This is a genomic window from Meiothermus taiwanensis WR-220 (genome assembly GCF_003568585.1).
In the GTDB taxonomy this organism is placed as follows: Bacteria; Deinococcota; Deinococci; order Deinococcales; family Thermaceae; genus Meiothermus; species Meiothermus taiwanensis.
This window is the reverse complement of the sequence record NZ_CP021130.1, coordinates 1,191,389-1,204,498: the sequence shown is the minus strand read 5'-3', so window position 1 is coordinate 1,204,498 and position 13,110 is coordinate 1,191,389. Positions and strand designations below refer to the sequence as shown.

General features: G+C 61.0%; 14 protein-coding genes and 1 tRNA gene. 10 read left to right on the top strand and 5 right to left on the bottom strand.

What is annotated here, in order from left to right; genetic code table 11:
* Together MTAI_RS06000 and MTAI_RS05995 are read right to left on the bottom strand one after the other, a co-directional pair.
* Complete coding sequence (locus tag MTAI_RS06000) at window positions 1-1,104, bottom strand: NAD(P)/FAD-dependent oxidoreductase (protein WP_027888759.1); 1,104 nt, start codon at window positions 1,102-1,104, stop codon at window positions 1-3.
* Window positions 1,105-1,167: 63 nt separating this feature from the next.
* Window positions 1,168-1,242 (bottom strand) — tRNA-Ala (locus MTAI_RS05995).
* 172 nt (window positions 1,243-1,414) lie between these two features.
* On the opposite strand from MTAI_RS05995, the gene rpsB reads away from it, so the two are divergent.
* The 10 genes from rpsB to mqnC all read left to right on the top strand — a co-directional run bounded on the left by rpsB (window position 1,415) and on the right by mqnC (window position 9,598).
* On the top strand, window positions 1,415-2,146 hold the full coding sequence (rpsB, locus tag MTAI_RS05990; protein ID WP_027888760.1) for a 30S ribosomal protein S2: 732 nt from the start codon (window positions 1,415-1,417) through the stop codon (window positions 2,144-2,146).
* 28 nt (window positions 2,147-2,174) lie between these two features.
* Window positions 2,175-2,765: a translation elongation factor Ts gene (gene tsf / locus MTAI_RS05985; protein ID WP_027888761.1), complete on the top strand. Its 591-nt coding sequence runs from the start codon at window positions 2,175-2,177 to the stop codon at window positions 2,763-2,765.
* A gap of 91 nt (window positions 2,766-2,856) precedes the next feature.
* On the top strand, window positions 2,857-3,561 hold the full coding sequence (gene pyrH, locus MTAI_RS05980) for a UMP kinase (RefSeq protein WP_027888762.1): 705 nt from the start codon (window positions 2,857-2,859) through the stop codon (window positions 3,559-3,561).
* A gap of 148 nt (window positions 3,562-3,709) precedes the next feature.
* Window positions 3,710-4,267, top strand: coding sequence for a ribosome recycling factor (gene frr, locus MTAI_RS05975; RefSeq protein WP_027888763.1), 558 nt, complete (start codon window positions 3,710-3,712; stop codon window positions 4,265-4,267).
* Window positions 4,268-4,367: 100 nt separating this feature from the next.
* Complete coding sequence (locus tag MTAI_RS05970) at window positions 4,368-5,228, top strand: phosphatidate cytidylyltransferase (RefSeq protein ID WP_027888764.1); 861 nt, start codon at window positions 4,368-4,370, stop codon at window positions 5,226-5,228.
* A gap of 43 nt (window positions 5,229-5,271) precedes the next feature.
* Window positions 5,272-6,399: a 1-deoxy-D-xylulose-5-phosphate reductoisomerase gene (gene dxr / locus MTAI_RS05965; RefSeq protein ID WP_027888765.1), complete on the top strand. Its 1,128-nt coding sequence runs from the start codon at window positions 5,272-5,274 to the stop codon at window positions 6,397-6,399.
* Window positions 6,400-6,421: 22 nt separating this feature from the next.
* Window positions 6,422-7,435 (top strand): M50 family metallopeptidase, encoded by a 1,014-nt coding sequence (locus tag MTAI_RS05960; RefSeq protein WP_027888766.1) that lies wholly within the window; start codon window positions 6,422-6,424, stop codon window positions 7,433-7,435.
* Between the two features lie 20 nt (window positions 7,436-7,455).
* Complete coding sequence (locus tag MTAI_RS05955) at window positions 7,456-8,088, top strand: glycosyltransferase family 2 protein (protein WP_027888767.1); 633 nt, start codon at window positions 7,456-7,458, stop codon at window positions 8,086-8,088.
* A 49-nt stretch (window positions 8,089-8,137) separates the two neighbouring features.
* Complete coding sequence (locus MTAI_RS05950) at window positions 8,138-8,356, top strand: hypothetical protein (RefSeq protein WP_223299613.1); 219 nt, start codon at window positions 8,138-8,140, stop codon at window positions 8,354-8,356.
* Between the two features lie 108 nt (window positions 8,357-8,464).
* The gene (mqnC, locus tag MTAI_RS05945; protein WP_027888769.1) at window positions 8,465-9,598 is read left to right on the top strand and encodes a cyclic dehypoxanthinyl futalosine synthase; all 1,134 of its coding nucleotides are present in this window, start codon (window positions 8,465-8,467) and stop codon (window positions 9,596-9,598) included.
* On the opposite strand, the gene MTAI_RS05940 is transcribed toward mqnC, so the two are convergent.
* The 3 genes from MTAI_RS05940 to MTAI_RS05930 form a co-directional block, all read right to left on the bottom strand.
* A complete protein-coding gene (locus tag MTAI_RS05940) occupies window positions 9,595-10,773 on the bottom strand; it encodes an ABC transporter permease (protein ID WP_187388614.1) in 1,179 nt (392 codons plus the stop codon). The genes mqnC and MTAI_RS05940 overlap by 4 nt on opposite strands.
* An 86-nt stretch (window positions 10,774-10,859) precedes the next feature.
* Window positions 10,860-12,059, bottom strand: a complete 1,200-nt coding sequence (locus tag MTAI_RS05935) for an ABC transporter permease (RefSeq protein WP_027888771.1) — start codon at window positions 12,057-12,059, stop codon at window positions 10,860-10,862.
* Window positions 12,060-12,071: 12 nt separating this feature from the next.
* Window positions 12,072-12,794 carry an ABC transporter ATP-binding protein gene (locus MTAI_RS05930; protein WP_027888772.1) on the bottom strand — a complete coding sequence of 241 codons (723 nt, stop codon included), beginning with the start codon at window positions 12,792-12,794 and terminating at the stop codon, window positions 12,072-12,074.
* Between the last annotated feature and the right edge of the window lie 316 nt (window positions 12,795-13,110).

Here is a 13,110-nt window from a genome sequence, read left to right as displayed (position 1 = left end):
TCAACGCACCATCACCGCCCCAGGCATCCGGCTTCCTAGTAAAGCCCAGGCCACCTCACGCCCCAGTAAGGCCCCCAGCACGTTTCCGGTTCCGCTGTAGGCCCCAACCGCCCACACCCCCGGCCGCACCTCCTCCGCCACCGGCAGCCCGCTGCTGGTGTAACCAACCGAGGCCGCCCAGCGGTGGGTGACGGGAGCCCCGATATCAAGCTGGCGCAGCAGCGCCTCCAGGCGCTGCTGTACGTCTTCGGTAGGCTCGGCCTGGGTCGTCCACTCGGCTTCACCACCGGCGTCGCGCATCCCCCCCAGGGCAATCCGGCCATCGGGTAGCTGCTGCCAGTAATCGTAGCCCCAGCGGCGATACACCGGGCGTGTATAGCGCATAGCCACCGGGGCCGTGGCCAGCATCTGCAAGCGGGCAGTGCGCACACGTCCTTTTAATTCGGGCAGCAGGCACTCCAGCCGCCCATCCACCGCTACCAGCACCTTCTGGCAGTGCACCCGCCCCTGGGGGGTCTGCACCATCCGACCGCTGATACTCAGGGCAGGGGTGTTTTCAAAAAGCCTGGCCCCAGCCTGCAGGGCTTGCTGGGCCAGCCTTCTGCACCGCTCGAGCGGGTTGAAAACCCCATCGCTGGGTATCAGCAAGCCCTGTCCCTCCGGGCCTTCATAGGGTTCCGCCGCAAAACCGTCGGCCCGGAGGGCCTCGAGGTGCGCCGTGCAGTCCTGCAGTTCCTCCTCCGAAGCCGCAATACGCAATGAGCCCACCCGCCGGATGGCTTCGGGCGTTTCTGCTTTCATTCGAGCGATCTGATCAAGGGTGGCTTGGTACACCCGCCGGGCAAAATCGCGCCCGTGTTCGGCTACACTCTGGTGGTAGAATTTCGCCAGTCCCGCTAGCAAAAAGCCGCCATTGCGGCCCGCCGCCCCCCCAGCCACCGGGCCCGCATCCAGGCCCACCACACTTCTGCCCAGCCGCAGCAACTCGTGGATTGCCGCCAGGCCCGAGCCACCCAGCCCCACCACGCACACCTCGGCCTCGAGGTCGCCTTCCAGGCTGGGTAAACCCGGCCAATTACCATCGTCCCAAACCGGCGTGTTCACCCCCTCAGCATAACCAACAAAAACGGGCTGGACTTCTGATATCCAGCCCGCACCTGGGTTCTTTGGTGGAGGCGGAGGGATTTGAACCCCCGACCTTGTCCTTGCAAAGGACCTGCTCTCCCGCTGAGCTACGCCCCCAAGCCAAGCATGGAGTATAGCAACGATTGGGGCTTCCGTAAAGAGTTCCCCTCGGTTATACTTCGACGTTGGGTGTGCCGGCGCGCAGCCTGGGGTTAGGGAACGGTGCCCAGGGGGAAAGTGCAGCCAGCACAATTCAACGCCCGCTCCAACCGTCCCGTAAGGAGAAACCATGGCAAACGTAAGCATCAAAGAATTGCTCGAGGCCGGCGTACACTTTGGTCACGAGACCAAGCGCTGGAACCCCAAGATGAAGCGCTACATCTATGCCGAGCGCAACGGCATCTTTATCATCGACCTGCAAAAGAGCATGGTCGAACTCGAGCGCACCTTTAAGTACGTGCAAGACCTGGCTATGCGGGGGGCCACCATCCTGTACGTAGGCACCAAAAAGCAAGCCCAGGAAATCATTCAGCAGGAGGCCGAACGGGCTGGGATGCCCTACGTCAACCAGCGCTGGCTGGGCGGCATGCTCACCAACTTCCGCACCATTACCGCTCAGGTCAACCGCCTCTCGGAGCTCGAGGCCCTCTTTGCCTCTGAGGAGATCAAAGAGCGGGTCAAAACCGAGCAGGTCAAGCTCCAGCACGAGCTCGATCGCCTTAAGAAGAACCTGGGGGGTTTCCGCAAGCTGCGCCGCCTGCCCGACGCCATCTTCGTGGTAGATCCCACCAAAGAAGCCATCGCGGTTAAGGAAGCCCGCAAGCTGGGCATCCCGGTGATCGCCCTGGCCGACACCGACTCCGACCCCGATGTCTGCGATTACATCATCCCCGGCAACGACGATGCCATCCGCTCGATTCAGCTCATCGTCAGCCGCATGACCGACCTGATTGTGGAGGCCCGGGGCGGTGGGCGCGAAGCACCTGCCCAGGCCGCCGAGGCCGAGGTAGCCGAAGCATAAATGGGGCCTTTTCCAAGAGGTGAAAACAATGACCCAACTTGAGCAGATCAAAAAACTACGCGAGCAAACCGGCGCCGGCATGAGCGACGTTAAGAAAGCGCTGGAAGATGCTGGCTGGGACATAGAAAAAGCCACCACCCTGCTGCGCGAACGGGGGGCCCTCAAGGCCGCCAAGAAAGCCGACCGCGAGGCCCGCGAGGGCATCATCGGCTCGTACATCCATCACAACCTGCGGGTGGGGGTGCTGGTGGAGCTGAACTCCGAGACCGACTTCGTAGCGCGCAACGAGGAGTTTCAACGCCTGGCCAAGGACATTGCCATGCACATCGCCATGGCCAACCCCCGGTATATAAGCGTGGAGGAGGTCTCGCCGGAGGATCTCGAGAAAGAAAAAGCCATCTACATTCAGCAGCTTCTTAATGAGGGCAAGCCACAAAACATCGCCGAGAAAGCCGCCGAGGGCCGCCTCAAGAAGTTCTATGAGGAGATGGTGCTCCTGGAGCAGCCTTTTGTGAAGGATGAAAAGGTCAAGGTTGGCGATCTAATCAAGGCCGCCATTGCCAAGATTGGCGAGAACATCCAGGTCAAACGCTTCTGCCGATTTGAAGTAGGGGCGTAAGCGATGCGCAGTCAGGGTCGAGAGTCGAGAGGCTTTCGACCCTTTCCTTTTTGCGGTGAGGGAAATTTGGAGGGCAGCAAAGGGGGGCTAGATGAAATACAAACGGGTTCTGCTCAAACTATCGGGTGAATTCATGAGCGGCAATGGCTTTGGTATCCAGCCTGAGGCCACCAAAGCGCTGGCCCAGGAGGTGGCCAAGGCCCACCAGCTAGGGGTGCAGGTGGCCATTGTGGTGGGGGGTGGCAACTTCTGGCGTGGGGCTCGACAAGGGGTGGGTATGGATCGGGCCAGCGCGGATTACATCGGCATGCTAGCCACCATCATGAATGCCCTGGCACTGCAGGACGCTCTCGAGTTCATCGGGGTACCCACCCGCGTTCAAACCGCCCTCACCATCCAGCAAGTAGCCGAACCCTACATCCGCCGCCGGGCCATACGGCACCTGGAGAAAGGGCGGGTGGTCATTTTTGGCGGGGGAACCGGCAACCCGTTCGTGACCACCGATACCGCCGCGGCCTTGCGCGGACTGGAAATGAACGTGGATGCGGTTTTGATGGCTAAAAATAAGGTGGATGGCGTTTACAGCGACGACCCACGCAAAAACCCGGAGGCCAAGAAGTTCGACATCCTCACCTACCACCAGGCCCTCGTCCAGGGTTTGCAGGTGATGGATGCCACCGCCATGGCCCTGTGCCAGGAACAAAACATGCCCATCGTAGTCTTCGACATGTTTACCGAAGGCAACCTGGAAAAAATCATAAAGGGCGAACGGGTAGGCACCCTGGTACACAGCTAGTTGGGGGTGCTGGGGGCTGTTCGGCCCAATCAGAAATAGCCTGCTTTTTGAATCCTAGAGGGCCCTCTTCTGTGGGGTTTTTCCACTGCCAAAGAGCGCTCAACTCATCCAAATCTGGTATAAGCTATCACAAATATAGGAGGAAACCATGCTCAAAGAGCTCTACAACGAGACCAGACAGCACATGCAAAAATCCCTGGAGGCCCTCGAGCACCACCTCACCACCATGCGCACCGGCAGGGCCAACCCAGCCATCCTCAACAACATCAAGGTCGAGTACTACGGTTCAACCGTGCCGCTCAGCCAGGTGGGGACGGTCTCCTCTCCCGACCCCCGCACGCTGGTGGTGCAGTCGTGGGATCCCAACATGCTCAAGGAGATCGAGAAGGCCATCCGCGACTCCGACCTGGGTCTGAACCCCACCAACAAGGGCGATGCGCTGTACATCAGCATTCCCCCGCTTACCGAAGAGCGCCGCCGCGATCTGGTCAAATCGGTGAAGCACTATGCGGAAGAGGCCCGCATTGCGGTGCGCAACATTCGGCGCGAGGCTTTGGACAAGGCCAAAAAGCTAGAAAAAGAAAAACACCTCTCCGAAGACGATATCAAGCGTGCCGAGGCCGAGATCCAAAAGATCACCGACGAGTTTGTGCACAAAATAGACGAGGCCTTACACAAAAAGGAGCAGGAAATCCTGAAGGGTTAGGGATTTCAACCACCCCCACCCATAAGCCGTCCAGCCGGTGGGCTGCTGGCTTGAGTCTAGCTGCCGGGTGGCTTTTTATGCCTGCTGATATGCTTTAATCGTGGTACCCAACGCCCGACCCGACCCTTCGCTGCCGACCCGCGTTATCTCTTCGCTGATCGGGGTGCTGGTCTTATTCGTGGTGCTGTGGGAAGGCCGTGTCTTCTTGCTGCTGGCCCTGATGTTGATTCTGGTGGTGGGTTCGCTCGAGCTGCGCTACATGCTACGCAACAGGGGCATCGAGCTGAACATGGCCTTTTTGATCGGGGGCGGTCTGGTGATGCTTCTGTTCAGCCTGCCCCAGCTCCACGATGCCTACCCGGGCGTACCCTGGCGGGAGATTGCCTTAGGGCTGGTACTGATTGGCGCGTTCAGTTCGGAGCTGATCGTGGGCGCCAACATCCAGCGCTTCGCCTACAGCCTGATGGCCTTTCTGTACCTGCCCTGGACGCTGGGTTTCTTCCTGCTTTTGCGCCACTCGCCCGACGGCAACGTAGGGCTATGGATTCTGGCCCTGCCGCTCATCACCAGCTTTGCCAACGACATCGGGGGCTATTTTGTGGGGCGCTATTTTGGAAAGCGCAAGCTGGCCCCCACCATCAGCCCCGGCAAAACCGTGGAGGGCTCGATTGGTGGAATTGCCACCAGTCTGCTGCTGCTCGTTCTCTTTACCACCATCGTGCGCTCGGCCTACCCTGAAAGCCCCTTTGCCCTGTTCAGGCCGGTGGAGCTGTTTGTGGCCAACCTGGTGCTCTCGTTTGCCGCGCAGCTTGGCGACCTGACCGAGTCTATGCTCAAGCGCTACTGCGGGGTCAAAGACTCCGGCTACTTCCTGCCCGGCCACGGCGGGCTGTTGGATCGGCTGGACTCGCACCTGTTCACGGTTCCGCTCACCTACTACCTCCTCACCATCTTTATTTGAGAGCAAATCGCCTCACCCGACAAACCGGTACACTGACAGGAAGATGAACGATTACCCTAAACGCGTTGTGGTGCTGGGTTCGACCGGCTCCATCGGCACCCAGACCCTGGAGGTCTGCCGCTGGCGGCGCTACCGGGTGGTGGGGCTGGTGGCCGGGAAAAACCTGGAGCTGCTGGCCCAGCAGATTGCTGAGTTTCAGCCCGAGGTGGTGGCCGCCGACCCCTCCATCCTACCCGCGCTCAAAGCGCGCTTCCCCCATTTGCAACTGGCCGAGCCCCTCGAGGTGGCCGCCTGGCCGGCCGAGGTGGTGGTGGGGGCCATACCGGGCCTGGCCGGTCTGCCGGGGGTGCGGGTGGCGGTGCAGCACGGGCGCCGCCTGGCCCTGGCCAACAAGGAGAGCATGGTGGCCGCCGGGCCGCTTTTGTGGCAGGAGGCGCAAAAAAGCGGGGCCGAGATCATCCCGGTGGACTCGGAGCACTCGGCTTTGTTCCAGTGCCTGCTGGGGGAGCCTTTTGCAGACCTGGCCGAGCTGATTCTCACCGCTTCTGGGGGCCCCTTCCTGCGCGAACCCGCCGATCTATCCAGCGTCACCCCCCAGATGGCCCTCAACCACCCCCGCTGGAAGATGGGGCCCAAGGTAACCATTGACTCCTCGACGCTTTTTAATAAGGGCCTCGAGGTGCTGGAAGCCGTGCAGTTGTTCAAGGTGCCCATCGAAAAGGTCAAGGTGCAGATCCACCCCCAGTCCTACGTGCACTCCATGGTGCGTTTCCAGGACGGCAACCTCAAGGCCCAGCTCGGCCCCACCGATATGCGGCTGGCCATCCAGTACGCCCTCACCTACCCCCAAAGGCCCCCCACCCCGCTGCGCGAGGCCCCCATCCCCGAGCGGCTGGAGTTTTACCCGCCGGATACCCAGCGCTTCCCGGCCCTGGCCCTGGCCTATGAGGCCGGGCGGATGGGGGGGCTGGCCCCGGTGGTGCTCAACGCCGCCGATGAGGTTGCGGTGGAGGCCTTTTTGCAGGGGCAGATCGGCTACCTGGAGATCCCCCGGGTGCTGGAAAAAGTGTTGCAGCAGACTCCAGTGGGTGCACTAACCTGGGACAATATCGCTTATGCCGACCTCGAGGCCCGCCGGTGGGCCCGGGAGTACTTGAAAATAAAGGTCTAGTCCTTCTAGCGCGGAGCAAAGCATGAGCATCCTCTGGTTTCTACTGATCATCTCCATCAGCATCTTCGTACACGAGCTGGGCCACTACCTGGCCGCCCGTGTGCAGGGGGTGGGGGTCAAGAACTTTGGGGTGGGTTTTGGCCCTACCCTTCTCAAGTTTGAGCGCTGGGGCACCACCTGGCGGCTCAATGCCATCCCGCTGGGCGGCTACGCCGAGATCGAGGGCATGATGCCCGGCGACACCCACGGCTACGCGCGCCTCTCGAGCCTGGGCAAGTTTTTTATTTTGGTGGCCGGCGTGGTCATGAACCTGCTCCTGGCCTGGGGGGTGCTGGCCGCGCTCTCCTCTATTCAGGGCATCCCCCAGACCCGTGCCGAGGTCACCGAGGTGCTGCCCGGCAGCCTGGCCGAGCAGGCCGGTTTTAAGGTGGGCGACCGCATTCTGCGCTTAAACGGGGAAGTGCTCACCTCCTACGACCAGGTCACCCGCTTCCGCCAGAGCACGGGCGAGAAGGTGTTCGTGGTGCTGCGCGACGGTGCTGAGGTAACCATACGTTTCAACTGGGACAACACCCAGACCCGGCTGGGCATCGTCTACCGGGCCGAGCTGGTGGGCTACACCCGCATCAACTTCTTCCAGGGGTTTGCCCGGGCCATCGGCGAGACGGTGGTGGCGGTGCCGCGCTTCGTGCAGGAGTTCGTGGGCAGCATGGCCCGCATCCTTTCGGGACAGCAGGCCCAGGGGGTGGCGGGGCCGGTGGGCATCGTCAGCATCACCGGGCAGGCCGCGCAGCAGGGGCTTGGCACGCTGGTAGGACTGCTGGCGGCCATCAACCTCTCGCTGGCGGTGTTCAACCTCCTGCCCATCCCAGGGCTGGATGGGGGGCGCATCCTGGTGCTCATCGCCAACGCTTTGAGCGGGGGCCGCATCAAACCCGAGACCGAGGCCCGGCTCACCTACGCGGGGTTCGTCTTCCTGATCCTTCTGATTGTGCTGGTCACCATCAACGACATCCGCAACCTTAGCGGCGGTTAAGCACGATAAAATAGCCCCCGATGGACACCACGGTGCTCATTCCGGCCTACAACGAAGCAGCCCATATCGGGGCCGTGGTGGCCACTGCCCGGGCGGCCGGTTTTCCGGTGCTGGTGGTGGACGACGGCTCCAGCGACGAAACCGCCCAGGCCGCCCAGGCCGCTGGGGCCAGGGTGCTGCGCCTGCCCGAGAACCGGGGCAAAAGCGAAGCCCTGGCCTTCGGCTTAGCCCATGTGCAAACCCCCTATGTGCTGCTATTGGATGCCGATCTGGTAGGGATAAAACCTCAACACCTGCTGAACCTGCTCGAGCCGGTGCGAGCCGGGAAGCTGGACATGGCCATCGGGGTCTTTAAGTCGGGGGGTCTGATGACCGACTTCGGCAACCGCGCCACCCCGTTTCTCTCAGGGCAGCGGGCCTGCAGCACCCAGTGGCTCCGCAGCGTGCCCAACCTAACCGAGCGGCGCTGGCCCGAGCCCGCCATCACCGATCACCTAACCCGCACCCAGGCCCGCTGGGCCTACGTAGAGCTGCACGGGGCCGGCCAGATTATGAAGGAACAAAAACGCGGCTTCTGGAAGGGCCTGGGTATGCGCCTCAGAATGTACGCCGAGCTTCTGAGGTACCACTTGGGACGGAAGACTCGAGCTTGAATTGCCCTGACCATAGACCCATAGCTTTGATACCAGCATGGAGGTGGCTATGCGGATCGAAGTGGCTGTGGTGATGCAGGTGAACGTCCCCGAAGACACCGACCTCGAGGATCTGAGTCTAGAGATCGACGAGGAGGGCCTGCGTTTCGTGAGCAAGGGTCAGGTGGTGGCCGACGCCAGCCAGATCGAGGACTGCTACATCGACGGTATCGAGTCGGAAGAAGGCGACGAGGACGACTGGGAAGAAGAGGAAGAAGACGAGCGGTGAGCCTCCAAACACCCTGCCAGCACATTTCCCTCATCCAAGGGCTTTCCAGTGACGGGCAGGGGTTATTTGTCCTACTTTTTCCAAAAAGCCAGTGGGTAGAATAAGCGCATGGACGTTTTGAGCCGTGCGGCAGCGGGCGAACGACTTTCGGCCAGCGAAATACTCGAGCTCTACCACCTCCCCCTACCCGAAGTAGCCGCCGTGGCCCACGAACTGCGGCTCCAGCGCAGCAATCCCCAGGTGGTCACCTACCTGATCGACCGCAACATCAACTACACCAACATCTGCAACGTGGCCTGCAACTTCTGCGCCTTCTACCGCACCCGGCGCCAGAGCGATGCCTACGTGCTTTCCTTTGAGGAGATCGGACGCAAGATCGAAGAGCTCATGCAAATTGGCGGGCGGCGCATCCTGATGCAAGGCGGGGTCAACCCCGACCTGCCTTTCGAGTGGTACCTCGAGCTTCTGCGCTACCTGAAGCAGCACTACCCCGAGGTGCGCATCGACGCCTTCAGCCCCGAGGAGATCCTGGGCCTGGAGAAGATTACCGGGCGTGACTGCCACGAGCTCTTGGTCGCGCTCAAGGAGGCCGGTCTGGATGGGCTGCCCGGCGCGGGGGGCGAGATTCTGGTGGACGAGGTGCGGGCCAAAGCAGCCCCCGCCCGCATCAAAAGCAGCGACTGGTTCCGCATCCTGGACACCGCCCAGAGCCTGGGGCTTTACACCATCGCCACCATGGTGATCGGCTTTGGCGAGACCTACGAGCAGCGCGTGGCCCACCTGCTCCAGATCCGCGAACAGCAGGATAAAGCCCTGCGCGCCTATGGGCAGGGCTTCGCGGCTTTTGCCATGTGGACGCTACAAACCGAGCACACCCGCCTCAAAGGTAAGGCCCCGGGGGCCACGGCCTATGAGTACCTGCAGCAGCTTGCCATTGCCCGCATCGCCCTGGACAACATCCCCAACCTGCAGGCCAGCTGGCCCAGCATGGGCTTCAAGGTGGCCCAGGCCGCGCTTTACTACGGCGCCAACGACTTCGGCTCCACCATGCTGGAAGAAAACGTGGTGAGCGCCGCCGGCGGGCACAACCGCACCCACGCCACCGTGCGGCAGATCGTGCGCCACATTGCCGACGCAGGCTTTACCCCGGCCGAGCGCGACCCCTACTACAACATCAAGCAGTACCCCGACGTACAGGCCATTCTGAACGAGAAACCGCCGGTGGCCCTGCCGCTGGCCTAGTTTCTGAAAACCACATCTTCCCGCTGGAAATTGCGATAGGCCAGGTGCAGCGCCAAAACTCCATAGGCCAGGGTGGAAAGCCAGTTCAGCCCGAGCTGCCAGGGGCTCGAGTTCCCCTTTACGATGGCATCCAGGGCCAGCACAACCCCCAGGCCGGGCAAGGCAAAAAACCAGTCCTGCACTTTTATATAGTCAAGCAGTATAAAGAACGCCAGGGGTGCAAACGCCAAAAAATCCATAGGGCCAAAGTAGATGCTGGCCTCCCGGTAGCTGCGGGCAAAAATGCCAACAGCCAGCATCACCGCCACGATGAAGAAAGCCAGCAGCAGCGTGGTTATGGCAATTGCCAGCAGATCGGCAGGTGCAAGAGCCAACGACCCAATCTGCATCTGCAGGTTCTCTGGCAGGGCTTGAACCCGTCCTGCTAGGTTGTGCTGTAGCAGCAGGTTCCCCAGTAGCACCCCGATAGACGAAATCGTGCCGGTGAAAACCGCCACCAAAAAAATCGCCAGGCCTTTGCCCCACAAGAGCTTTGCAGGGGCAATGGGCGCGGATAGCAGGGCCTCTATGGTGGCCTTTTCCTTCTCCCCTACGGTGGCCTCGAGGGCCACTGGATGGCCGCCTAAAATCACCAGCCCCACCACCACCATGGGAATCACCAGGACCAGCAAACCCATGGCCTGCTCCTGCTCGCTGGCAGCTTTTTTGGTTTCGATGGCAAAGGGCTCGAGGTCGGATGGCGCCAGGCCTCGAGGCTGAATGCGGGTGAGCACAACCTGCTCCTTGTAGCGCTGCAAAACCTCCTTAGCCCGTTCGGTTGCCGCCGAGGGTTGCAGATTCATCACCCTGTTTGAGTCGTAAATGGTGTAGCGACCGTCCTCGTAAACAATACCGACATCGGCGAGTTTTTCGCGCACCTCGTGGCTAGGTTCAGAACTGAAGCGTATGGTAAAGCGGTTCTGGCGGAGAAGTTCGTGAAGCTCGAGGGGAACACCCTGCACCGCCACCACCATCTGCTTGTTTTCGACTTCATGGTAAGAGCGCGCTAAAAGCAGAATGGGAAGATTCATTAGCAAGGGTAAAATCACCAGCGGTACCAAGATGATAAGCGCAATGCGCTCTTCGCGCACGTAGGTCAGGATCTCTTTACGAGCGATTTTGAAGACTTCTTTCATGCAATAAATTTCCTCGTCTTACAACAGTACACCCCACCAGACTTGCGTCCAAACAAGCCGACGTATCTATAGCTTTTGCATTCGGGCTAGTTTCTGAACACCACATCCTCCCGCTGGAAGCTGCGGTAGGCCAGATAGACCGCCAGCCCCGCATAGGCCAGGGTAGCGGCCCAGGTGGTAAGCAGTTGGGTGGCAGTGGCCGCACCTCTGACAATCACGTCCATCGCTAGCACCACGTTCACAATGGGCAAGGCAAAAAACCAGTCTTGCAGCTTGAGGAAATCAGAGAACTGCAGGAACAAAATAGGAATAATCGTGAACAGCGACAACAACCCGGTATAGCTCTGGGCTTCCTTGAAGGTGCGGGCGTAGAGGCCCAGCGAGATCAGGACGGCAATGATGAGCAGGGCAAATAGCACCGCGGTGAGGAGGATGGATAGGTAGCCCAGCGGGTCAAGGGCCAGTCCGCCCCCTAGCTGAACCTCCCCACCTCCCCCCTGGATCGATTGAAGCGTTTGTAGCCGTCCAGCAAGAAAGTTGCGAACCACCCCACCACTCAACAAAAGCCCCACCAGGGAAGCAATGGTCGAGAGCATCGACATCACAAACACCGCCAGCCCCTTGCCCAGCAGGATCTGGCTGAGCGGAACAGGGGCCGCCAACAGGGCCTCGAGGGTTCCCTTCTCCTTCTCCCCTGCCGTAGCGTCCAACGCGACCGGCATGCCACCCGATTGAATAAACATCACCAAAAAAAACGGAATCAAAAAGGCAAACACACCAGCGGCCTGCTCCTGCGCACTCGAGGCGTCTTTGGTCTCGATGCTGAAGGGTTCCAGAATATCGGGGCCAATCCCCCGGGCCCGCAGCTGCTCGGCCACCACCCGGTCTTTGTAGGCCCGCAGCGCCGCCTGCACCTTCCCAACCACCAGCGCACTCTGGGAAGCCGTCCCACGCGAGAGCCGGCCGTAGAGGGTGTAGCGCCCATTCTCGAAGACCAGGGCCGCCTGCACCTCGCGGTTTTGCACCGCCGTCTGGGGGTCGGCAATCTGGACGGGCTCGAGCCTGGCTTTGCGGAGTTCCTCCAGCACCGCCGCCGGAACCCCCACCACCCCCACCTTCTGCACCGACTCCTGGGTTTGGCGGGCAGCATTGCCGAAGAGCAGGATGGGCCCGAACATCAACAACGGCATGATCAGGATGGGCAGAACCAGGGTGTTGAAGAGCACCCGGCGCTCGCGCACCACGCTCAGGAGTTCTTTGCGTGCGATTATGAGAATCTCGTTCATGGAGCATCTCCTTTACGCGGCCTGTTCCAGGCGGCGGATGAAGGCCCGCTCGAGGCTGCCCGAGCCGAGCTCGAGGGCCTCCTGCAGGCTGCCCTCAAAAACCAGCAAGCCATGGTCAATAAACCCCACCCGGTCGCAGACCTCCTCGGCCTCGCTCATCACGTGGGTGGAGTAGACCAGGGTCTTGCCCAGCCCAGCGTACTGCCTTACAAAGTCCAGCAATGCCCGGCGGGCGAATACATCCAGCCCCGCGGTGGCCTCGTCCAGCAGCAAGACCTGGGGCTGGTGCAGGATGGCCCGCGCGATGACGATTTTCTGCTGCATACCGGTGGACATCTGCCTGACCTGCTTGGAGAGTACGGAGGGCTCGATGTGCAAAAGCTCGGCGGCCCAGGCGATGCGCTCCTTGAGTTTGGGCCCCCACAGGTCGTAGAAGCTCCCGAAGAAGTCCAGCACCTCGTAGCCGGTGAGCTTGTCGTAGACCTTCATCCCACCGTTGACAATGCCCAGGTTGCGGCGCACCTCCAAAGGCTGCCGCACCACATCGAAGCCTGCGACTTTTGCACTACCCCCGGTGGGCTTGAGCAGGGTGGCCAGCATCCGTAGGGTGGTGGTTTTGCCCGCCCCGTTGGGGCCCAAAAGGCCATACACCTCACCCGGCTGCACCCTGAACGAGATGCCTCTGACCGCTTGCGTCTTCTGGTAGCTTTTTTGTAGATCGACCACCTCAATCATGTAACCCCCTGTCAATCGAAGTGGCGGCGCATCCCGTCCGCTCGAGCTTGCCGGTGCACCTGCCACACGTCTCGGCGGTGTGGAGAACCCACAAGCCCAGCGGTATCAGCACCATCCCCATCAGCAACAGAATACCGGTTCCGGCAGCACCGAGGAAAGTCGAGGATGGAAGCCCTTGCTTCGGATGACCATCTTTATTGAATTCGGTATAAATAGCCCGTAGCAAAGGCCCTGCAGACAGCATGTTTTAGGGTAGTAGGAGTTACGCAGTTGCCTCTCACCCCTCTACTCGGCTACCCTTTTCTGCAAAGCAAAC